Origin of the sequence: Bordetella sp. N, from assembly GCF_001433395.1 — a bacterium.
Lineage (GTDB): Bacteria > Pseudomonadota > Gammaproteobacteria > Burkholderiales > Burkholderiaceae_B > Bordetella_C.
This window is the reverse complement of record NZ_CP013111.1, coordinates 2,992,735-3,015,200: the sequence shown is the minus strand read 5'-3', so window position 1 is coordinate 3,015,200 and position 22,466 is coordinate 2,992,735. Positions and strand designations below refer to the sequence as shown.

The following is a 22,466-nucleotide window of genomic DNA, read 5'->3' as shown; positions in this document are numbered from 1 at the left end:
AAAACGGGCGCCGCGGCGCCCGTTTTTCTTATCCAAGGCCGGGAGAGTCCCGGCCTGGATCATCATGCAACCAGCTTGCTTCGCTGCTCGCGCACTTTGGCCAGCGTTTCGCCGAACTGGGCCATCCGAGCCTTTTCCTGCTCGACTACCGCCGCCGGGGCACGTTCGACGAAGCTGGCGTTCGACAGCTTGCCGTTGGCCTTGGTGATCTCGCCTTCCAGGCGCGCGATTTCCTTGTCCAGGCGCGCGGTCTCGGCGGCCACGTCGATTTCAACGCGCAGCATCAGGCGGGCCTTGCCCACCACTTGCACCGGCGCGCCGACGTCGGGCAGCTGGGCCACCGTTTCGACTTCGCTCAGGCGCGCCAGGGCGGCCAGGTACGGGCCGTTGCGGTCCAGTTCAGCGCGTTCGCCTTCAGCCACCAGCGGCACTTTCTGCGCCGGCGACAGGTTCATGTCGCCACGCAAGGTACGCACGGCGTCCACTTGCGCCTTCAGGGTCGCGACCTCGGCTTCCGCCGCCTTGTCGATGGCAGCCGGATTGGCGACGGGGTAGGGCTGCACGCTGACGCTGGTGGCCTCGTCGGCGGTGCGCTTGCCGGCCACCAGCGACACCTTCTGCCACAGTTCTTCCGTGATGAAGGGGATGATGGGGTGCGCCAGGCGCAGCACCACTTCCAGGACGCGGATCAGTGTGGCGCGCGTGCCCAGTTGTTGGGCCGGCGTGCCGTTCTGGATCTGCACCTTGGCCAGTTCGACGTACCAGTCGCAGTACTCATCCCACACGAAGCGGTAGAGCGCGTTGGCGATGTTGTCGAAACGATAGTCGTCGAAACCGCGCGCGACTTCGGCTTCCAGTTCCTGCAGCTGGCTGACGATCCAGCGGTCCACGAAGGACGTCTCGCCGGCGGTAGCGGCCTGGCTCAGGTCGTGGCCCTCGGTGTTCATCAGCACGAAGCGCGTGGCGTTCCACAGCTTGTTGCAGAAGTTGCGATAGCCCTCGCAGCGTTTCAGGTCGAAGTTGATGTTGCGGCCCAGGGTCGCATAAGCCGACATGGTGAAGCGCAGCGCGTCGGCGCCGAAGGCCGGGATGCCGTCGGGATACTGGCGGCGCGTGGCCTTTTCGATCTGGCCCGCCTGCTTGGGATTCATCAGGCCGTAGGTGCGCTTGCTCACCAGCGTTTCCAGGTCCACGCCGTCGATCAGGTCGATCGGGTCCAGCGTGTTGCCCTTGGATTTGCTCATCTTCTGGCCGTCGGCGTCGCGGATCAGGCCGTGCATGTAGACGTGCTTGAACGGGATCTGGCCGGTCAGGTGGGTGGTCATCATGACCATGCGGGCCACCCAGAAGAAGATGATGTCGAAGCCGGTCACCAGCACGCTGGACGGCAGGTAGCGCTCCAGGTCGGGTGTCTGCTCGGGCCAGCCCAGGTCGGTGAAGGGCACCAGGGCCGACGAGAACCACGTGTCCAGCACGTCCGGGTCGCGTTGCAGCGCGCCCTGCACGCCGGCTTCGCGCGCTTGCGCGAGGGCGTCTTCCTCGGTGTGCGCGACGAAGATGGAACCGTCTTCGGCATACCAGGCCGGGATCTGGTGGCCCCACCACAGCTGGCGCGAAATGCACCAGTCCTGGATGTTGTCCAGCCACTGCTTGTAGATGGTGGTCCAGTTGTCGGGATAGAAGGACACGCGGCCGTCGGCCACCACTTCCAGCGCCACTTCGGTGATGCTCTTGCCGGGGTTCAAGGTGCCTTCCGGCGCCGGCTTGCTCATGGCCATGAACCACTGGTCGGTCAGCATGGGTTCCAGCACCACGCCGGTGCGGTCGCCCTTGGGCTGCATCATCTTGTGCGGCTCGGCCTTGACCAGGAAGCCTTTCTCTTCCAGCTCGGCGACGACGGCCTTGCGGGCCTCGTAGCGCTCCAGGCCGCGGAACTGGGCCGGGCCGTTTTCGTTGATATGCGCGTCAGGCGTGAAGATGACGATCAGCGGCAGGTCGTGGCGCAGCGCGCACGCGTAGTCGTTGAAGTCATGCGCGCCCGTGATCTTGACGCAACCGGTGCCGAATTCGGGGTCGACGAAATCGTCGGCGATGATGGGGATGTTGCGATCGCACAGGGGCAGTTCGACCAGCTTGCCGACCAGGTGGCGATAACGCTCGTCGTCCGGGTGCACGCACAGCGCGCCGTCGGCCAGCATGGTTTCCGGGCGCGTGGTGGCGATGGTCAGGCCGCGCAGGGTGACCGTCTGGCCTTCCTTGTCGACGATGGTCTGGGGCCCGTCGACGAAGGGGTAGGTGATGTGCCACATGAAGCCTTCGGCTTCCTCCGACACCACTTCCAGGTCCGACACTGCGGTGAGCAGCTTGGGGTCCCAGTTGACCAGGCGCTTGCCGCGGTAGATCAGGCCCTGGCGGTAGAGGCGCACGAAAGTTTCCACCACGCCGCGCGACATGCGCTCATCCATGGTGAAGTATTCACGGTGCCAGTCGGCCGAAGCGCCCAGCCGGCGCATCTGGTTCGTGATGGTGCTGCCGGATTGCTCCTTCCACTCCCAGACTTTCTCGACGAACTTCTCGCGGCCCAGGTCATGGCGCGACACATTCTGTGCATCCAGCTGGCGCTGCACCACGATCTGCGTGGCGATGCCGGCGTGGTCGGTGCCGGGGATCAGCACGGTGTCGTCGCCCGACATGCGGCGATAGCGCGCCAGCCCATCCATGATGGTCTGGTTGAAGGCGTGACCCATGTGCAGGGTGCCCGTTACATTGGGCGGCGGGAACTGAATGGCGTAACGTTTGTCCCCAGTACCAGTGTCGACGTGGCGGCCGCCCTCGAAGTAACCGCGCCGTTTCCATTCGGCGTACCAGCGGCCTTCCAGGTCGGCTGGCTCGAAGCTTTTGGCAAGTTCCTGTGTCTCGGCAGGGGCGGCGGGGGACGCGGCTGATTGCGCAGCGTCGTTCACGGCTTTATTCATTACACTTTTCCGGGGACAGATCGCCCGACCGATCCAACGTCGGCGGGTCTAATCCGTAATTTTATGATGTAGACGGCTCTTATAGGCATGTTAGAATGCCCGGTTACTGTAAACCTGTTAGAAGTCCCTGTTTTTATTGGAGTTTTCATGTCTGTTCAACGCACCCTCTCGATTATCAAGCCCGATGCCGTGGCGAAGAACGTTATCGGCCAGATCGTGGCCCGTTTCGAGCAGGCCGGCCTGAAGGTGATCGCTGCCCGTCTGCAGCAGCTGTCGCGTGCTGACGCCGAACGTTTCTACGCTGTGCACGCTGCCCGTCCCTTCTTCAAGGACCTGGTCGACTTCATGATCTCGGGCCCGGTGTTCGTCCAAGCCCTGGAAGGCGAAGACGCCATCATCAAGAACCGCGACCTGATGGGCGCCACCGATCCCAAGAAGGCCGAGAAGGGCACCATCCGCGCCGACTTCGCCGAAAGCATCGATGCCAACGCCGTGCACGGTTCGGATGCTCCCGAAACCGCCGCCGTCGAAATCGCTTTCTTCTTCCCCGAAATCAATATCCACAGCCGTTAATTCGGGCTGGGGCGAAACGCAAATCATGGAAACCGTTGAACGTATCAATCTGCTGGGCCTGGACGGCGATGAGCTGGCCGGGCTCGTGGCGCGCTGGGGCGGCAAGCCTTTTCGTGCCAAGCAGCTGCAACGCTGGGTCCACCAGCGCGGCGCCGATTCGTTCGACGCCATGACCGACCTGGCGCGCGATTTTCGCGGCCAGTTGGCGGAGAACTGCCTGATCCAGGCACCGCCGGTCATGACCCAGCAGCGTTCGTCCGACGGTACCCGCAAGTGGCTGTTCGACGTCGGCCAGGGCAATGCCATCGAAACCGTGTTCATCCCCGAGGATGATCGCGGCACGCTGTGCATTTCCAGCCAGGCCGGCTGCACGGTCAATTGCCGCTTCTGTTCGACCGGGCACCAAGGCTTCAACCGCAACCTGCACGCCAGCGAAATCGTTGGCCAGTTGTGGTGGGCGCGCAAGGTGCTCGAAGAGGACCTGGCCAGTGCGCGTCTGCCTGCCGCCGAAGGCGCTTCCTCCGTGGCGCCGGCCGACCACCGCGTGGTCAGCAACGTGGTCATGATGGGCATGGGCGAACCCTTGCTCAATTACGACCAGGTGTTGACGTCGCTGCGCCTGATGCTTGACGACAATGCCTATGGCCTGTCGCGCCGCCGCGTCACCGTGTCCACGTCGGGTGTCGTGCCCATGATGGACCGTCTGTCGCAGGATTGTCCGGTGGCCCTGGCTGTCTCGCTGCACGCGCCCAATGACGCGCTGCGCGATGAACTGGTGCCGCTGAACCGCAAGTATCCGCTGGCTGAATTGCTGGCGGCATGCAATCGCTATCTGGTGCATGCGCCGCGCGATTTCATTACCTTCGAATATGTGATGCTGGATGGTGTCAACGACTCCGACCAGCATGCCCGGGAACTCGTCGAGATCGCGCGCCAGGTGCGCTGCAAGCTCAACCTGATTCCCTTCAATCCCTTCCCGCAATCCGGCCTGAAGCGTTCGCCGATGGCGCGCGTGCGCCTGTTCGCGCAGCGGCTCATGGATGCCGGCGTCATCACCACGGTACGCAAGACCCGTGGCGACGATATCGACGCCGCCTGTGGCCAGCTGGCGGGCGAAGTGCGCGATCGAACCAAGATCACGGAACGCATCGCCGCGCAACGCCGGGAAATTCCGATCAAACAGGTGCATGCATGACGCAAGAAGCCGCTCAACTCGTATCCGACTCCACCGCGCAGGCGGGGAACGCGTCCGTCGGGGCGGCATTGCGTACATTGCGCACCAGCAAAGGCTGGTCGCTGGAAGAAGTGGCCAGCCGCATCAAGTTCTCGCCGCGCCAGATCGAGGCGCTGGAAAACGAGCAGTGGGGCGACCTGCCCAAGGGCATTTCGCTGCGCGGCCTGATCCGCAGCTATGCGCGCCTGCTGGGCGCCGATCCGCAGGCCATCATCGCCTCGCTGGAACCGAATATGCGTGCTCCCCAGGCGGCCAGCCTGGTGCAGGGGCCTCTGCATTCGGCCACCGGCGGCGCCCATGTCGACGAAGAACGCAGTGGTTCCTCGTCGTGGGGCTGGCTGATTGTCATCCTCGTGGTGGTGGCTGCCGGCCTGGCCTATGCCTACTGGCAGGGCTGGCTGCCCCAACACTGGGTTCCCGCTTGGTTATCCAAGCAGGCGGGCTGAGCCGGCGCCAGCGCCGCGGTCCGCCGCGTTCAGATTACGACGCCAGACATGGAAGAATCGACTTTGCCCGAGGGCTCGCTGCCCTGCCAGGATAATCCTCCCCCCATGGTGGGCGCGGCGGCACGTCATCGGACGCGCGCCGTGGCCGTCCGTTGGGGCGACCGCGTGGTCACCATCGGCGGCGACGCGCCGGTGGTGGTGCAGTCCATGACCAATACCGATACGGCCGATGCCATCGCCACCGCCATCCAGGTGCGCGATCTGGCGCAGGCCGGGTCGGAACTCGTGCGCATCACCGTCAACACGCCGGAAGCCGCGCGCGAGGTCATCGCCATTCGCGAACAGCTGGACCGCATGGGCGTATCCACACCGCTCGTCGGTGACTTCCACTACAACGGCCACAAGCTGTTGACGCAGTATCCGGACTGCGCGCAAGCCCTGTCCAAATACCGCATCAACCCCGGCAATATGGGCGGCGGCAAGCGGCGCGACGACAACTTCGCGCAGATGATCGAAGTGGCTTGCCGGCACGACAAGCCCGTGCGCATCGGCGTGAACTGGGGCAGCCTGGATCACGAGCTGATGGCGCGCAAGATGGATGAAAACAGCCGCCGCGCCCAGCCTTGGGAAGCGCAGGCCGTGATGCGCGACGCCCTGGTGGTGTCCGCCATCAGCAACGCCCAGCGGGCCGAGGAACTGGGCCTGCCCGGCGACAAGATCGTGCTGTCGTGCAAGGTCAGCCATGTGCAGGACCTGATCGCGGTCTACCGCGACCTGGCCGCGCGTTGCGACTATCCCGCGCATCTGGGCTTGACCGAAGCGGGCATGGGCAGCAAGGGCATCGTGGCGTCCACCGCCGCGCTGGCCGTGCTGCTGCAGCAAGGCATCGGCGACACTATCCGCATCTCCCTTACGCCGGAGCCGGGCGGCGATCGCGCCCGCGAAGTCGTGGTGGCGCAGGAAATCCTGCAGACCATGGGCTTGCGCGCCTTCACCCCCATGGTGGTGGCTTGCCCCGGCTGCGGCCGCACCAGCAGCACCGTGTTCCAGGAGCTGGCCGACAGCATCCAGTCGTATCTGCGCCGTCAGATGCCGGTCTGGCGCGGCCAGTATCCCGGCGTGGAAAGCATGAACGTGGCCGTCATGGGCTGTGTGGTCAACGGGCCCGGCGAAAGCCGTCATGCCGACATCGGAATCAGTCTGCCCGGCACCGGCGAGGTGCCGGCGGCCCCGGTGTTCATCGATGGCGAACGTACGGTCACCCTCAAGGGCGACCATATCGCCGAGGAATTCCAGACCATCGTCGAAAACTACGTGGCGCGCCGCTATGGCGCGCCGGTCTCACAATAAGCAAAGGTGGAGTGCGCGCCCGCCGGCAGGCGGCCGCCACGCCCAAGGACATGACGAAAGCGTTCCAGAAAGTCGCCGCCGTACGCGGCATGAATGACATACTGCCCGGCGTGGGCGCCCGCTGGGAACAGTTCGAGGAAATCATCCGCGAGTGGCTGCATGCCTACGGCTACCGCAATCTGCGCATGCCGGTGCTGGAGCAGACCCGCCTGTTCGCGCGCGGGATCGGCGAAGTCACCGACATCGTCGAAAAAGAGATGTACACCTTTCCCGACGGCAACAAGGGCGAGCTGCTGACCATGCGGCCCGAGATGACCGCCGGCATCGTGCGCGCGACCATCGAACACAACATGCTGTACGACCGCCCGCACCGCGTCTATTCGCTGGGTCCGGTGTTCCGCCGCGAACGTCCGCAACGGGGCCGCTATCGCCAGTTCCACCAGATCGACGTCGAAGCCCTGGGCTTCGCGGGTCCGGATGTCGATGCAGAGTTGATCATCATGCTGGCGCGCCTGTGGAAGCGCCTGGGCCTGACCGACATCCGGCTGGAGCTGAATTCGCTGGGCCAGACCGAAGAACGCGCCGCGCATCGCGCCGCGCTCATCGAGCATCTGGAAAAGCATCGCGACGTGCTTGACGAGGACGGCCAGCGCCGCATGTACAGCAATCCGCTGCGCGTGCTGGATACGAAAAATCCCGCCATGCAGGAAATGGCCGACAGCGCGCCCAAGCTGTTCGACTTCCTGGGCGCGGAATCGCGCGCCCACTTCGACGGCATGTGCGCGCTGCTGGACGATGCCGGCATCGCCTATCGGCTGAACCCCCGTCTGGTGCGCGGCCTGGACTACTACAACCTGACCGTCTTCGAGTGGGTCACGGACCGCCTCGGCGCCCAGGGCACCGTGTGCGGTGGCGGCCGCTACGACGGCCTGATCCAGTTGCTGGGCGGCAAGGCTGCGCCCGCGGTCGGTTTCGCCATCGGCATGGAACGGCTGCTCGACCTGTGGGACCAAACGGTGCCCGCGCAGGCCGTGCCCGAATGTGAAGTTTATGTGGTGCACCAGGGCGAAGCCGCCCAGCGCCTGGCCGCCCGCGTTGGCGAAAACCTGCGCGATGCCGGTCTTTCCGTTATCGTGCACGCCGGCCCCACCGGCTTCAAGGCGCAATTCAAGCGCGCCGACGACAGCGGTGCCCGGGTTGCGGTTATCCTTGGCGCCGACGAAGTGGCCGCCCAGGTGGCCAGCATCAAGTATCTGCGTGCCGATGGCGCGCAAAGCGAAGCGCAGCAACAGGTCCCTCTGGCCGAGCTGGCGCAGGTTTTGAAATCGAAGGGTTAGGGCATGGCATACGATCTCGAAGAACAGGAAAAGCTGGACGCGCTGAAAGCGTGGTGGGCCAAATATGGCCTGCTGGTAGGTATCGTTTTGGCGGTCGCGGCCTTGTCCTGGGGCGGTTGGAACGGTTGGCGCGCCTATCAAGGCCACGTCAGCCGCCAGGCCATGGGCTATTTTGAAGCGCTGGAAGATGCCGCGCGCCTGGGTGGCGCCGATGCCAGCGCCCGTATCAAGGCCGCCGCCGGCACCTTGCGCAGCGACTATCCCAAGACCGGCTATGCCGGCCGTGGCGTGCTGGTGGCCGCGCAGGCCCTGCAGGCCCAGAACGACGTCGACGGCGCGCGCGAACAGCTCGAATGGCTGGCGGGACAGAAGCGCCAGGCCGCCTTGCAGCCGGTCGCCAAGCTGCGCCTGGCTGGCATCCTGCTGGACCAGAAGAAATACGACGATGCCTTGGCGCAGTTGAACGACGCGCCGCCGGCTTTCGCCGCGCTGTTCGCCGATCGCCGCGGCGATGTGCTGGCAGCCCAGGGCAAGACCCAGGAAGCACGCGCCGCGTACAAGACCGCCATTGACGGCCTGGGGCAATCGAATGCCCTGGTGCCGGTCGTGCAACTCAAACTCGATGCCCTCGCCGGAGCCTGATTTCGATGTTCAAGCCTGTTATCCGCCGTTCCCTCGCGCTGGCTGCCTGCCTGACCGCCGCCGTCGCCCTGAGCGCCTGCTCGCTGTTCTCCAAGGACGACAAGCGCTATGACCCGGCGCCCCTGACCGAATACAAGGCGGGCATGTCGGTGCGTCAGCTCTGGTCGGTGTCCATCGGCAGCGGCAGCGGCCTGGGTTTCCTGCCTACCGTCGTCGGCGACGCCGTGTATGCCGCGGCGCCCAACGGCAAGGTCGGCAAGTACGACCTGCTGAGCGGCCGCGCCATCTGGACCGCCTCCACCGACGACCTGTCGGCGGGCGCCGGCAGCGACGGCTCCACCACGGTGGTCGCCACGCCCTCGGGTAAGGTCATCGCTTACGATGACAGCGGCAAGGTGAAGTGGAAGGCGCAAGCCACCAGCGAAGTCAATATTCCGCCCGTGGTCGGCAATGGCGTGGCGGTGGTGCGCAGCAGCGACTATCGCATCCAGGCCTTCGACGTGAACAGCGGCGACCGCGTCTGGAGCGTTCAACGCCCCGGTCCGGCGCTGGCCCTGCGTTCCAACGCCCAGATGGTGATTGCCCAGGGCCTGGTCCTGACGGGCCTGCCGGGCGGCAAGTTGATGGCCATCAACGTCAGCACCGGTGACGTGCAGTGGGAAGGCACCGTCGCGACGCCCAAGGGCGGCAGCGACCTGGAACGCCTGACCGACGTGGTCGGTTCGCCCAGGCTGCTGGGCCCGCTGATGTGCGCTGTCGCCTACCAGGGCCGCGTGGTGTGCTTCGACGTGTCGCAGGGTGGCCGGCCGATCTGGACCAAGGATTTCTCCAGCACCGTCGGTCTGGCCGTGGATGACCATGGCGTTTATACGCCGGACCAGAACAGCCTGTTGTATGGTTTCGATGTGCGCAGCGGCCAGCAGCTCTGGAAGCTGGACAGCCTGAAGAACCGTCGCCTCACGGCGCCTACCGTCATCGGTAGCGCGGTCGCGGTAGGCGACTATGATGGCTATGTGCATTTCGTGTCGCGCGACAGCGGTGAACTGCTGGCGCGCATCTCGGTGGGCGGCGATGCCGTGTTGTCGCCCCTGACCACCACCACGCAAGGCGTGCTGGTGCAAACGGGTAACGGCAACCTGGTGATGCTCAGCACCAACTGAGCGTTTTCGCGCCATTGCGGCGTTATTTCTCGAACCTGATACTTCCTCTTCCGTGCCTTTTAAACCTGTCGTCGCCCTGGTGGGCCGTCCCAATGTGGGAAAGTCCACCCTCTTCAACCGCCTGACGCGTTCGCGTGCGGCCCTGGTCGCGGACTTCTCCGGCCTTACGCGCGATCGTCACTACGGCGAGGGCAGGGTGGGGGAGTATCCGTTCATCGCCATCGATACGGGCGGCTTCGAGCCCGTGGCCAAGGACGGCATCCTGCTGGAAATGGCGCGCCAGACCAAGCAGGCCATCGCCGAGTCCGACGTCGTCATCTTCCTGGTCGACGGCCGTGCCGGCGTCAATGCGCATGACCATGAAATCGCGGATCTGCTGCGCCGTTCGGGCCAGCGCCGCATCATCCTGGCGGTCAACAAGGCCGAAGGGATGGGCATGGCCGCCACGTCCGACTTCCACGAACTGGGCCTGGGCCAGCCGCGACCGATCTCGGCCGCGCATGGCGACGGTATCGTCGACCTGATCGAGCTGGCGCTGCAAGACCTGGTCGACCCGGAACCCGAAGTGGTGGAAGACGACGGCTTCGACGATTTCCCCGACGACTACGACGCGGACGACGAGAACGCGCCCTTGCCGGAAGGCAAGTTCCGCGACCTGCCGGTCGATCACCGCATCAAGCTGGCCATCGTCGGCCGCCCCAACGTGGGCAAGTCGACCCTGATCAACACGCTGCTGGGCGAAGAACGCGTCATTGCCTTCGATATGCCCGGCACCACCCGCGACGCCATCGAAATCGAATTCGAGCGCGACGGCAAGCGGTATACGTTGATCGACACCGCCGGCCTGCGCAAGCGTGGCAAGGTGTTCGAAGCGGTGGAAAAATTCTCCGTCATCAAGACCCTTCAAGCCATCGAGGCCTGCAACGTGGTCCTGCTGATGCTCGACGCGCAAACCGAAATTTCCGAGCAGGACGCCCACATCGCCGGCTTCGTGCTGGAGACGGGCCGCGCTTTGGTCGTGGGCATCAACAAGTGGGATGGCCTGGACGCCGACCAGCGCGAACGCATTCAACGCGAATTCGACCGCAAGCTGCGTTTCCTGTCCTTCGCCCGCATGCACACGATTTCGGCGCTCAAGGGTGTCGGCGTGAAAGCCTTGCTGAAGTCGGTGAATGCCGCGCATGCCGCCGCCTTCGCCAAGCTGTCGACGCCCAAGCTGACGCGCGAGCTGCAAGCCGCCATTGAACAGCAGCAACCGCCGCGCAAGGGCATCTTCCGCCCGAAGATGCGCTACGCCCACCAAGGCGGCCAGAATCCGCCCCTGGTCATCGTGCACGGCAATGCGCTGGATGCCATTCCGGATTCCTACCGGCGCTACCTGGAAACCCGTTTCCGCAACGCCTTCGACCTGGGCGGCACGCCGCTGCGCATCGAATTCAAGTCCTCGCACAATCCGTACGCGCAGGACAAGGGCAAATAATTCCTCAAGGATAGGTCCATGAGCCGCTTCTGGAGCCCGGTGGTTGCCGGTCTCAGCCCTTATGTTCCGGGCGAGCAGCCCAAGCTGCGCAACCTGATCAAGCTGAACACCAACGAAAATCCCTACGGCCCGTCGCCCAAGGTGCTGGACGCCATCCGCGCCGCCTGTGACGACAGCCTGCGCCTGTATCCGGATCCCGGCGCGGATCTGCTGCGCCAGGCCATCGGCAAGCGCTACGCCGTCGAGCCCGCCCAGGTGTTCGTCGGCAACGGTTCGGATGAGGTCCTGGCCCTGGCGTTCCAGGCCTTGCTCAACCAGAGCGAGCCGCTGCGCTATCCAGACATCACCTACAGCTTCTACCCGGTCTACTGCGGGCTTTACGGCATCCGTCACCAGACCGTGGCGCTGACGGAAGACTTCCGCATCGATCCCGCCGACTATCTGCCGACGGCAGGCAAGGGCGCGGGTCCCATCATCCTGCCCAATCCGAACGCACCCACCGGCCGGCCGCTGGCGCTGGACGATATCGAACGCATCGTCGCCGCCAATCCCGACGTCGTGGTGGTGGTGGACGAGGCCTACATCGATTTCGGCGGCGAGTCGGCCGTGTCCCTGATCGCGCGTTACGACAATCTGCTGGTGGTCCAGACCTTGTCGAAATCGCGGTCATTGGCGGGCTTGCGTGTCGGCTATGCGATGGGTTCCAAAGCCCTGATCGACGGCCTGGATCGGGTGAAAAACAGCTTTAATTCCTATCCCATCGATCGTCTTGCGGCCGCGGGCGCGCTTGCGGCGATCGAAGACGAGGCTTATTTCCAGCAGACATGCGCCGCAGTGGTGCGTACGCGCGATGCGTTGACGGCCAATTTGCACGCTCTTGGGTTTGAGGTATTGCCGTCGGCGGCCAACTTCGTGTTCGCGCGCCACCCTGCTCGCGATGCCGCGCAGATGGCTGCTGCACTGCGGGAAGAGGGCATCATCGTGCGTCATTTCCGGCACGCGCGCATCGATCAGTTCCTCAGAATTTCGGTTGGAACAGATGCCGAATGCGACAGCTTGGTGCACGCATTAAAGGGCATTTTTGCCTGAAATTTCTGGTGTCATCTTGGGTCCCATCTTCAGTGGCACCGCCCGGGAAAACCCTGTAGAGTAACGTTTTCGGCGTTTGCCACCACCTCAAAACAACACAATGGAGCCTGGCCAATGAGCAATAAAGGGCAAACCTTGCAAGATCCGTTTCTGAACACGCTGCGCAAAGATCATGTGCCGGTGTCTATCTATCTCGTGAACGGCATCAAGCTGCAAGGGCAAATCGAATCCTTCGATCAATACGTGGTGCTGCTGCGCAATACCGTGACCCAAATGGTTTACAAGCATGCGATCTCGACCGTCGTGCCGGCCCGTCCGGTCAACTTCCAGGTGGAAATCCCCGCTGAGTAATTTTCGCTCCGGCCAACGCAGTTCCTTTGCCCGCCGCACGTTTCGTGTCGGCGGGCATTTTCGCTGGGGCGCCAGTTTTAAAACGGTCGCGGTCCGTGGCTTCATCGAAGCAAGCGGCTGTACCGTGTTCCAAAGCTTTGAGGTGTAGCGCTATATGCGAGCCCTGATCATCAGTGTCGACTTGGGTAATCCCGACTACGTCGCGCATGCGGAGGAATTCGCCATGCTCGCGCGCGGCGCCGGCGCGGAGATCGTCGATACGATCAAGGCGCGCCGCGATCGTCCCGACGCGAAGTACTTCATCGGTTCGGGCAAGGTCGAAGAAGCCGTGGCGCTGGCCAAGGCGCATGACGCCGACATCGTGCTGTTCGACCATCCGCTGTCGCCGGCCCAACAGCGCAACCTGGAGCGTGAGTTCCTGCTGCGCGTGGTCGACCGCGTCGCCTTGATCCTCGACATCTTCGCGCTGCGCGCCAAGAGTCATGAAGGCAAGCTGCAGGTCGAGCTGGCCCAGCTGCAGCATCTGACCACGCGCCTGACGCGCATGTGGAGTCACTTGGAGCGGCAACGGGGCGGTATCGGCATGCGCGGCCCTGGCGAATCGCAGCTGGAAATGGACAAGCGCATGATCGGCGCCAAGGTCAAGCTGCTGCGCGAGCGGCTCGACAAGGTCGAGCGCCAGCGCGTGACCCAGCGCCGCGCCCGTGCCCGCGGCGGCGTGCTGTCGGTGTCCCTGGTCGGCTACACCAACGCGGGCAAGTCCACCTTGTTCAATGCGGTGACCCGCGCCGACGCGTACGCCGCCGACCAGTTGTTCGCCACCCTGGATACCACCACCCGAAAGATCTGGATCGAAGGGGCAGGCTCGGTCGTCCTTTCCGACACCGTGGGTTTCATCCGCGACCTGCCGCCGACCCTGATCGCCGCGTTCCGCGCCACCCTGGAAGAAACCGTGCACGCCGACCTGCTCCTGCATGTGGTCGATGCCGCCAGCCCCCAGCGTGACGAGCAGATTCTTGAAGTTGAAAAAGTGCTTAATGAGATCGGTGCGGGAACCATCCCTGTCATCATGGTCTATAACAAGATCGATCGGGTGGACATGGCTCCCCGGGTCGACCGGAACGCGCATGGTACGATTGCGCGGGTGTTTGTAAGCGCCGCCGAGCGCGCCGGTCTGGATGCGTTGCGCGGGGCAATTGCAGAGGCTGGTCAGATTGCGGGAAACAATGCGTCTAATATCCAAACTGTTCAATCTGAATGACCCCGGTTGGGGGCGTGGTAATCAAAACGGCAACGAGCCGCCGCGCCGCCCACAGGGCAATGGAGATGGTCCGCCGGATCTCGATGAGGTCTGGCGCGATTTCAATAACCGTATCGGCGCCATCTTCGGCCGCAAGGGTGGGGGTCGCGGCAATCGCCCGACCGGCACCGGCGGTGCGCCGTCGTCGCCGCGCAATGCGCGCATCGGGCTGGGCTTGATTGTCCTGGTCCTGGTGGGCTTGTGGCTGGCCAGCGGTTTCTACATCGTGCAGGAAGGCCAGGTGGCGGTCGTCACCCAGTTCGGCAAGTACAAGAGTACGTCGCAGGCCGGCTTCCAATGGCGCCTGCCGTATCCCTTCCAGAACCAGGAAACTGTCAACGTGTCGCAGCTGCGCACGTTTGAAGTGGGTTTCCGCGGCAGCTCGCGCAACAAGGTCCTGCCTGAAGCGCTGATGCTGACCACCGACGAGAACATCGTCGACATGCAATTCGTGGTGCAGTACCGCCTGCGCGCCGATGGCGCGCCGGACTACCTGTTCCGCACGCGTGATCCGGACGAGTCGGTGCGCCAGGCGGCTGAAACCGCCATGCGCGAAATCGTCGGCAAGAAGCCCATGGACTACGTGCTGTATGAAGGCCGTACCAACGTGGCGACGGAAGTGCAGGCCTTGATGCAGCAGATCCTGGATCGCTACAACACCGGCATCCAGGTCAGCACCGTGGCCATCCAGAACGTGCAGCCGCCGGAGCAGGTGCAAGCCGCGTTCGACGACGCCGTCAAGGCGGGCCAGGACCGCGAGCGCCAGATCAACGAAGGCCAGGCCTATGCCAATCAGGTCGTGCCGCTGGCCGCCGGCCAGGCGTCGCGCATGACGGAGCAGGCCGAAGGCTACAAGGCCAAGGTCATCGGCGACGCCGAGGGTAATACCGCGCGCTTCAACAGCATCGTCAGCGAGTACCGCAAGGCGCCCGCCGTGATGCGCGAGCGCATGTACCTGGAGACCATGCAGGAGATCTACTCGCGTTCGGGCAAGGTCATGATCGATACCAAGGACGGCAACAATATGCTGTACCTGCCTATCGACAAGATCATCCAGCAAACGGCGCAGGACGCCGGCAAGCCGGCTCCTGCCACGGCCGGCAGCCTGCCGGGCGCCAACCAGCCGTCGATACCCCAGCCTCCGCGTACTTCCGGGCAGCAATCCGGCAACACCGGCAGCAACAGCAACACGCTGCCTCGCGACCGTCTGTCGCGCTAACCGGAGGAGCTACTCAATATGCAACGTCTTTTGCCCATCCTGGTTGGCCTGCTGATCGTCCTCGCGGCCGCCTCGTCTTGTGTGTTCGTCGTGCGTGAGCGCGATTACGCCCTGGTGTTCACGCTCGGTGAAGTGCGCCGGGTCATCAGTGAGCCTGGCCTGTACTTCAAGGCGCCGCCGCCGTTCCAGAACGTGGTGACGCTGGACCGCCGCACGCTGACCATCGAATCGACCGATGCCGAGCGCATCCAGACTTCGGAAAAGAAGAACCTGCTGATCGACTCGTACGTGAAGTGGCGCATCGCCGATCCGCGTCTGTACTACGTGACGTTCGGTGGTAACGAGCGTGCCGCGCAGGAACGCCTGCAGGCGCAGATTCGTGACGCCCTGAACGCTGCCGTCAACGTGCGTACCGTCAAGGACGTGGTCTCGGCCGAGCGTGAAAAGGTCATGGCTGAAATCCTGGCCAACGTCGCCAAGCGCGCTGAGCCCCTGGGCGTGCAGATCGTCGACGTGCGCCTGCGTCGTATCGAATTCGCGCCGGAGATTTCGGAGTCGGTGTATCGCCGCATGGAGGCCGAGCGTACGCGTGTGGCCAACGAGCTGCGTTCCATCGGCGCCGCCGAAGGCGAGAAGATCCGCGCCGAAGCCGATCGTCGCCGCGAGGTGATCCTGGCCGAAGCCTATGCCAAGGCGCAAGCCACCATGGGTGAGGGCGATGCCCAGGCCAGCAGCGTGTACGCCGCGGCCTACGGCAAGGATCCGGTCTTCTACACGTTCTACAAGAGCCTGGAAGCCTACCGGACGGCGTTCTCCAAGCCTGGCGACCTGCTGGTGGTGGACCCGAGCTCGGAATTCTTCCAGTTCTTCAAGTCCTCCATGGGCGCGTCCGCCGCGCCCACCGCGGCGCAGGGCGGCCTGCCCGGCAGCCCGGCCGGGGCACCGGCACCTGCCCGCTAACCAGCGGTGAAGGGTTGATAAAAGGCGCGCCATTGGCGCGCCTTTTTCATTGGGGCGACATGGCACGCCCGCGGCAAGAAGCTGCTTAATCGCGGAAACCGCGGATCCGGGTTTCCCGGTCCGCTGGTTTCGCCCCCTGGGGGGCCCGCGTAAGCGGGTAGGGGGGAGCCTCATTCTTCATGTACAATAACCCGTAAGCTATTCAAAAATTCCGCGCGGCTGAGCGGGCTTACGCCCCTCAGCCGCTTTTCGTTTGGGCGTCGCTTACCCGTCTCACCGACGTGGCGCCCATGGATGAATCAAAGGCGTTATCAGGTAACCATCATTATGGGTAACTGGCTGCTGCCCGAGAGCCTGGCTGACATACTTCCGGCCGAGGCCCGGCGCATCGAGGAACTGCGCCGCGAACTGCTCGATCTGTACCGCACGTACGGTTACGAGCTGGTCGCGCCGCCCCTGGTCGAATACATCGATTCCCTGCTGTCGGGCACCGGCACAGAACTGAATCTGCGCACCTGCAAACTGATCGACCAGTTGTCCGGTCGTACGCTAGGCGTACGTGCCGACATGACCCCCCAAGTGTCGCGCATCGACGCGCATCTGCTGAACCGCCCCGGCGTGACGCGGCTCTGTTATTGCGGCACCGTGCTGCATGCCAGGCCGGTCGACCTGCTGTCCAGCCGCGAGTTGCTGCAGATCGGCGCCGAGATATACGGCCATGCCGGCGTCGAAGCCGACCTGGAAATCATTCGCCTGGTGCTGGAAACCGTGCGTGTCGCCGGCGTGGTCCGGCCGCGCCTGGACCTGTGCCAGCCCGGCGTGGTGCGTGCCATCGTCGACGCCGACCCTGCCGCGCAACCCCATGTTGAAACCATCATGGGCCTGCTGCGCGAAAAGGATATCCCGGGCCTAGGCGACCTGGCCCAGCGTCCCGATGCGCCGTCCGCGGCCACCATCGATGCGCTGCGCACGCTGACCACGCTCTACGGTGACGGCAGCGTGCTGGCGCGCGCCCGCCGCGAGCTGCCGGCGCTGCCGGGCATCGGTCAGGCCCTGGACGCGCTGGAAGCACTGCTGAGCTACCTGCCGGATTTGCCCGTAAGTATCGACCTGGGCGACGTGGGCGGGTATGGTTATCATTCTGGCGTGACCTTCGCGTTGTACGCGGAAGGTTGGCACAATGCCCTGGTCACGGGTGGGCGCTACGACAATGTCAGTCGCGCCTTCGGCCGGGCCCGCCCGGCTACCGGCTTCAGCCTGGACTTGCGCCGCCTGGCGGCTGGTCTGGCTCCCGCCGAACCGGCCCGTGCGGTGCGGGCGCCTTGGGGGCAAGACGCCGCCCTGGCGCAGGCAGTACGCGATTTGCGCCAAGCCGGCGAAATCGTCATTCAGAACCTGCCTGGTCATGAGCACGACCAGGACGAATTCATTTTCGACCGCGAACTGGCGCTGCAAGGCGGCGCCTGGACGGTTCAGAAGATTTGACTCACGCCTCCCGTCATCGGGAGGTCCCGGAAATCGCCTGATTTCCTATTCAAACTCGACTTTCATTTCGATCATGAGCAAGAACGTAGTCATCATCGGTACCCAATGGGGTGACGAAGGCAAGGGCAAAATCGTCGATTGGCTGGCCGAGTCCGTCCATGGCGTCGTCCGTTTCCAAGGCGGTCACAATGCTGGCCACACGCTGTGGATCAACGGCAAGAAGACGATTCTGCGTCTGATTCCCTCGGGCATCATGCATCCGGGCGTGACCTGCTACATCGGCAACGGTGTGGTGCTGTCGCCCGAGGCCCTGCTCAAGGAAATCGAGGAACTGGAGGCCGCCGGCCTGGACGTGCGCTCGCGCCTGCAGATTTCCGAAATCTGCCCCCTGATCCTGCCCTACCACGTCGCCATCGACCAGGCCCGCGAAGCGCGCAAGGGCGAAGGCAAGATCGGCACGACCGGTCGCGGCATCGGTCCGGCTTACGAGGACAAGATCGCCCGCCGCGCGCTACGCGTGCAGGATCTGTTCAATCCGGCCGTGTTCGACGAGAAACTGGGCGAAGTGCTCGAATACCACAACTTCGTGCTGACCCAGTATCTGGGCGCGCCGGCGGTTTCCGCCGCTGAAGTGCGCGACCAGGCCATGGCCCTGGCGCCCAAGATCGCCCCCATGGTGCAGGACGTGTCGAGCAACCTGTTCGCCGCCCAGAAGGCCGGCAAGCGCCTGCTGTTCGAGGGCGCGCAGGGCGCGCTGCTGGACGTCGACCACGGTACCTACCCCTTCGTCACCAGCAGCAACTGCGTGGCCGGTGCGGCCGCGGCCGGCGCCGGTGTGGGCCCGCAATCGCTGGATTACGTCCTGGGCATCACCAAGGCTTACACCACGCGTGTCGGCTCGGGTCCGTTCCCCACGGAACTGATGGACGAGATCGGCGCCCGCCTGGCCAATGTCGGCAAGGAATTCGGCTCGGTGACGGGTCGCCCGCGCCGTTGCGGCTGGTTCGACGGCGCCGCTCTGAAGCGCTCGGTGCGCCTGAACGGCATCAGCGGCCTGTGCATCACCAAGCTGGACGTGCTGGACGGCCTGGAAACCATCCGCCTGGGCGTCGGCTACCGCGTCAACGGCGAATTCCGCGACGTGCTGCCCTACGGCGCCCACGCCGTGGCAATGGCCGAGCCGGTGTTCGAAGAGCTGCCTGGCTGGACGGATTCGACTGTCGGCATCACCGAATACGACAAGCTGCCTGCCGCCGCCCGTGCCTACCTGGAACGCGTGGCCGAAGTCTGCGAAGTGCCCGTGGACCTGGTTTCCACCGGTCCCGACCGTAACGAAACCATCGTTCTGCGCAACCCGTTGAAGGGTTAAGCAGGGAGCCGCCGCCCATGAGCCTGCCGCCGAGTACCGACAAAGACCTCTGGGTCAGCTGGGATGACTATCACCGGTTGATCGAACGCCTGGCGTTGCAGGTGCACCGTTCCGGGTGGAAGTTCGACCAGATTCTTTGTCTGGCTCGGGGCGGTGTGCGGGTGGGCGACATCCTGTCGCGTATTTACGACGTTCCCCTGGGTATCCTGGCGACCAGCAGCTATCGCGAAGCCGCCGGGACCAAGCAGGGCAGCCTGGATATCGCCCAATTCATCACCATCACGCGCGGCAGCCTGTCCGGCCGGGTCTTGCTGGTGGACGACATGGTCGATACCGGCCTGACGTTCAATCGGGTGCAAGAGCACCTGAAGCAGCAATTCTCCGCCATTACGGAACTGCGCAGCGCCGTCCTGTGGTGGAAGGGGCACTCCCACGTGCAGCCTGACTTCTACGTCGACAAGTTGCCGACCAATCCCTGGATCCACCAGCCTTTCGAGGATTACGACAGTCTCCGGCCCCATCAGCTGGAAGCCTGGGCGCGAAAAGGCTCTAGTGACCAGTGATTTCGTGCTAGAATTGCAGGTTGTCACTTACCCTCTACCTCCCTGTGGGTGGCCCAAGCCGGCTAACTGCAGTGGAATCACTGAGTCGATTTATGCCCATCGTTCGTCTGAAAGAAAATGAGCCGTTTGAAGCCGCGCTGCGTCGCTTCAAGCGCACCATCGAAAAAACGGGTCTGCTGACCGAACTGCGCTCGCGCGAGTTCTACGAAAAGCCCACCGCCGAGCGCAAGCGCAAGCACGCCGCCGCGGTCAAGCGCCACTACAAGCGCATTCGTAGCCAGCAACTGCCCCCCCGTCTGTACTAAGCTGTATTTTTGATTCCTTGAATCTGATTGATTCCTGAATCATTCATACAGGATCTGCTCGCCCGGGTCGACGTCGTCGACGTAGTCGGGCGATATGTGCAGCTGCGGAAGGGCGGTGCCAACCTGCTTGGCCTTTGCCCTTTCCACAACGAAAAAAGTCCCTCCTTTACTGTCAGTCCAACCAAGCAGTTCTACCATTGCTTCGGTTGTGGCGCGCATGGCAGTGCGATCACTTTCCTGATCGAACACACCGGTGCCAGTTTCCCCGAGGCCGTGCGCACGCTCGCCGGCTCGGTGGGGCTGTCGGTGCCCGAGGAAGACCGTCGTAGTCCGCAGCAGCGCGCCGAATCGGCGCGGCGTAAAGAAGAAGTCTCGCGCCACACCCAGGCCCTGGATGCTGCCCAAGTCCACTACCTCAAGCAATTGCGCGCTTCCGCGCCGGCCATCCGCTATTTGAAGCAACGCGGATTGACGGGCGAGATCGCCGCGCAATTCGGATTGGGGTGGTCCGGCACGGACCGCCAGGGCTTGATGCAGGTTTTTCCCCGCTATGACGACCCCGTGCTGGTCGAGTCCGGGCTCGTCATCGAGTCGGAAGACGGCCGCCGGTACGATCGCTTCCGCGAGCGCATCATGTTTCCCATCCGCAATGCGCGGGGGGCGCTGATCGGTTTCGGCGGCCGCATCATCGGCAAAGGCGAGCCCAAGTACCTGAATTCGCCTGAAACTCCGGTCTTCATCAAGGGCCAGGAGCTGTACGGCCTATGGGAAGCCCGCCAGGCGATCCGCCTGGAAGGCCAGGTCATCGTCGTCGAAGGCTATATGGACGTGGTCGGCCTGGCCCAGCTGGGGATAGGCAATGCCGTCGCCACCCTGGGTACGGCGACGACCCCGGATCATGTGAAGAAGCTGCTGCGCGCCAGCGACAAGGTGGTGTTCAGCTTCGACGGTGACAAGGCCGGGCGGCGGGCGGCATGGCGGGCCTTGCAGGCCTGCCTGCCGCTGCTGCGCGACGACATCACCTTGCGCTTCCTTTTCCTGCCGGATGAGCACGATCCAGACTCCTACGTGCGGGAGTTCGGGGCCGAGGCTTTTCGGGCGAGCATGGCGGAAGCGCCGGCCTTGTCGCGTTTCCTGCTCGATGAGCTGGGGCAGCGCCACAACCTGGGCGAGGCCGAAGGGCGGGCGGCCTGCCTGCACGAAGCCATGCCCTTGATCGCCGCGATCCCGCCATGCGCCCTGCGCATACAGATCGAGCGTGAGCTGGCGCGCCAGGTGCAGCTGACGCCCGAGGAAATGACGCAGATCATGGCGCAGCAGGCCAAGCCGGCGCCTTATGGCGCCGCGCTGGAGTCCGGCCCAAGGGCCAATGCCGCGCCTGCTGCCCGTGGGGCGGCCGCGGGCGGTGCCCCGTCGGGCGCTGCTCCGCAGGCAGCGGATGCGGGGCCGCCAGGCGAGGGCGGAGCGCCCATGGAAGACTGGATGCCGTCGTTCGATGTGCCCGGCTATCTGGATGGCGATTTCGACGGCGCGTCGCAGGACTACGAGCCCATACCCGACGTGGGCATGGGGCCGGGTCCTGGCGGCCAGGGGGGCAAGCAGCAGGGGTGGCAGCCGCGCAACAAGCAGGGCGGCGGGGGCGGTGGCTCCGGCCAATGGCAGGGCAAGGGCAAGGGCGCCTGGCGTGGCAAGAACGAAGTCGGCGGGGTCATCGAACCGCGCCGTCCCGTGCCCACCTTGGCCAAGCGCCTGCTGCAGTTATTGCTGTCCCACCCGGAACTGGTGGACACCATGGGCGATCAGCAGCTTGAAGTTATCGACCATGGGCCCCACCTGGGTATGGTGAGGGATTTGATCGTTTTGGCACAAAGCAGCGGCGCCCGCCATTTGGGGGCGCTTTTGGAAGCCGCCGATCCTGAGTCCGACATCCACCTGGTGCTGCGCAGCATGAGCGCCGAGGTCCTGGGGCAGGATGAGCTGCCGCATCCCCAGGCCGAGTGGGAGGATGCCTTGCACCGGATCGAGTTCGATTCCTTGCGCGCCGAGATGGCTGAGCTGGTGAAAGGCGGCCTGGCCGAGGCGTCGGACCGGGAGCGCTATCAAGAATTGGCGCAACGTTGCGCAGTATTAAAGCGTGCTTGATAGGGCGATTTACGGTAAAATCGAGAGTTTTCTCCGCCCATTTTCATGGGGCGAAGCAGGCGGCGAGGGTGATGATCGCATGCAGCGCGGCAGTTTCGCGATCGCGGTGAGTTTGGTAAACGGGCGATGACTCGTTGAATTTTTAACGCTCATCAACCGATACATCAACCGACCCCGCGGGTCAGAATTTGCCAGTCGCGCAGCGCGGATGCCTGGCCTGAACTTGAAGTGTGCGGCACGGTCTAATCAGACAGTCCGCGGCGGGCAGGCGATGCACTGCCGCCTGCAGGTAGTGAAGGGAAAGAGTAAAGCAGGACGAATGCGCTGGCAATGGCGGTTTCGGACTGTAAACGAATAAGGCCGGTGTCGCGGCCGGGGGCCAGGATGGCTCTCCTGCGCGACACCAGTCTGGGGCCCATCCCCGGTATTTCGGCCGTTGGCCGGTGTAAGTGCTAGAGCGAACCTTTACTGCAAATGGCCGACGTG

The 22,466-nt window shown here is 64.2% G+C and carries 19 protein-coding genes; 18 read left to right on the top strand and 1 reads right to left on the bottom strand.

The genetic code is table 11. The annotated features are described in order from the left end of the window. Nucleotides 1-62: 62 nt before the first annotated feature. Nucleotides 63-2,975 carry a valine--tRNA ligase gene (locus ASB57_RS12855; RefSeq protein WP_057652592.1) on the bottom strand — a complete coding sequence of 971 codons (2,913 nt, stop codon included), beginning with the start codon at nucleotides 2,973-2,975 and terminating at the stop codon, nucleotides 63-65. A gap of 147 nt (nucleotides 2,976-3,122) precedes the next feature. On the opposite strand from ASB57_RS12855, the gene ndk reads away from it, so the two are divergent. The 18 genes from ndk (at nucleotide 3,123) to dnaG (ending at nucleotide 21,980) form a co-directional block, all read left to right on the top strand. Beyond that, entirely contained in the window at nucleotides 3,123-3,548 is a 426-nt protein-coding gene (ndk, locus tag ASB57_RS12850; RefSeq protein ID WP_057652591.1) for a nucleoside-diphosphate kinase, read from the top strand. Between the two features lie 25 nt (nucleotides 3,549-3,573). Continuing rightward, nucleotides 3,574-4,743, top strand: a complete 1,170-nt coding sequence (gene rlmN, locus ASB57_RS12845) for a 23S rRNA (adenine(2503)-C(2))-methyltransferase RlmN (RefSeq protein ID WP_057652590.1) — start codon at nucleotides 3,574-3,576, stop codon at nucleotides 4,741-4,743. After that, nucleotides 4,740-5,228 (top strand): helix-turn-helix domain-containing protein, encoded by a 489-nt coding sequence (locus ASB57_RS12840; protein ID WP_057652589.1) that lies wholly within the window; start codon nucleotides 4,740-4,742, stop codon nucleotides 5,226-5,228. Before rlmN ends, ASB57_RS12840 begins: the two co-directional genes overlap by 4 nt. A gap of 48 nt (nucleotides 5,229-5,276) precedes the next feature. Further along, entirely contained in the window at nucleotides 5,277-6,578 is a 1,302-nt protein-coding gene (ispG, locus tag ASB57_RS12835) for a flavodoxin-dependent (E)-4-hydroxy-3-methylbut-2-enyl-diphosphate synthase (RefSeq protein ID WP_082621578.1), read from the top strand. 50 nt (nucleotides 6,579-6,628) lie between these two features. Further along, the gene (gene hisS, locus ASB57_RS12830; protein ID WP_057656110.1) at nucleotides 6,629-7,915 is read left to right on the top strand and encodes a histidine--tRNA ligase; all 1,287 of its coding nucleotides are present in this window, start codon (nucleotides 6,629-6,631) and stop codon (nucleotides 7,913-7,915) included. Nucleotides 7,916-7,918: 3 nt separating this feature from the next. Next, nucleotides 7,919-8,557: a tetratricopeptide repeat protein gene (locus ASB57_RS12825; protein ID WP_057652588.1), complete on the top strand. Its 639-nt coding sequence runs from the start codon at nucleotides 7,919-7,921 to the stop codon at nucleotides 8,555-8,557. Between the two features lie 5 nt (nucleotides 8,558-8,562). Next, on the top strand, nucleotides 8,563-9,717 hold the full coding sequence (gene bamB, locus ASB57_RS12820; protein ID WP_057652587.1) for an outer membrane protein assembly factor BamB: 1,155 nt from the start codon (nucleotides 8,563-8,565) through the stop codon (nucleotides 9,715-9,717). Between the two features lie 52 nt (nucleotides 9,718-9,769). Further along, nucleotides 9,770-11,197: a ribosome biogenesis GTPase Der gene (gene der / locus ASB57_RS12815; RefSeq protein ID WP_057652586.1), complete on the top strand. Its 1,428-nt coding sequence runs from the start codon at nucleotides 9,770-9,772 to the stop codon at nucleotides 11,195-11,197. Between the two features lie 18 nt (nucleotides 11,198-11,215). Next, the gene (gene hisC, locus ASB57_RS12810) at nucleotides 11,216-12,286 is read left to right on the top strand and encodes a histidinol-phosphate transaminase (RefSeq protein WP_057652585.1); all 1,071 of its coding nucleotides are present in this window, start codon (nucleotides 11,216-11,218) and stop codon (nucleotides 12,284-12,286) included. Nucleotides 12,287-12,400: 114 nt separating this feature from the next. Next, on the top strand, nucleotides 12,401-12,637 hold the full coding sequence (gene hfq / locus ASB57_RS12805; protein WP_057652584.1) for an RNA chaperone Hfq: 237 nt from the start codon (nucleotides 12,401-12,403) through the stop codon (nucleotides 12,635-12,637). A gap of 154 nt (nucleotides 12,638-12,791) precedes the next feature. Next, nucleotides 12,792-13,898: a GTPase HflX gene (hflX, locus tag ASB57_RS12800; protein ID WP_057652583.1), complete on the top strand. Its 1,107-nt coding sequence runs from the start codon at nucleotides 12,792-12,794 to the stop codon at nucleotides 13,896-13,898. Then, nucleotides 13,864-15,156 (top strand): FtsH protease activity modulator HflK, encoded by a 1,293-nt coding sequence (gene hflK / locus ASB57_RS12795; RefSeq protein WP_057652582.1) that lies wholly within the window; start codon nucleotides 13,864-13,866, stop codon nucleotides 15,154-15,156. The genes hflX and hflK overlap by 35 nt, the downstream gene beginning before the upstream one ends. 18 nt (nucleotides 15,157-15,174) lie before the next feature. Further along, complete coding sequence (gene hflC / locus ASB57_RS12790; protein ID WP_057652580.1) at nucleotides 15,175-16,116, top strand: protease modulator HflC; 942 nt, start codon at nucleotides 15,175-15,177, stop codon at nucleotides 16,114-16,116. Between the two features lie 327 nt (nucleotides 16,117-16,443). Beyond that, nucleotides 16,444-17,601 (top strand): ATP phosphoribosyltransferase regulatory subunit, encoded by a 1,158-nt coding sequence (locus tag ASB57_RS12785; RefSeq protein ID WP_057656109.1) that lies wholly within the window; start codon nucleotides 16,444-16,446, stop codon nucleotides 17,599-17,601. Between the two features lie 73 nt (nucleotides 17,602-17,674). Continuing rightward, on the top strand, nucleotides 17,675-18,970 hold the full coding sequence (locus ASB57_RS12780; RefSeq protein WP_057652579.1) for an adenylosuccinate synthase: 1,296 nt from the start codon (nucleotides 17,675-17,677) through the stop codon (nucleotides 18,968-18,970). A gap of 17 nt (nucleotides 18,971-18,987) precedes the next feature. Beyond that, nucleotides 18,988-19,533, top strand: a complete 546-nt coding sequence (locus ASB57_RS12775; protein WP_057652578.1) for a phosphoribosyltransferase — start codon at nucleotides 18,988-18,990, stop codon at nucleotides 19,531-19,533. A 92-nt stretch (nucleotides 19,534-19,625) separates the two neighbouring features. Further along, nucleotides 19,626-19,838 carry a 30S ribosomal protein S21 gene (gene rpsU / locus ASB57_RS12770; RefSeq protein ID WP_006218592.1) on the top strand — a complete coding sequence of 71 codons (213 nt, stop codon included), beginning with the start codon at nucleotides 19,626-19,628 and terminating at the stop codon, nucleotides 19,836-19,838. 27 nt (nucleotides 19,839-19,865) lie between these two features. Next, nucleotides 19,866-21,980 (top strand): DNA primase, encoded by a 2,115-nt coding sequence (gene dnaG / locus ASB57_RS12765; RefSeq protein WP_057652577.1) that lies wholly within the window; start codon nucleotides 19,866-19,868, stop codon nucleotides 21,978-21,980. The last annotated feature ends 486 nt before the right edge of the window (nucleotides 21,981-22,466 follow it).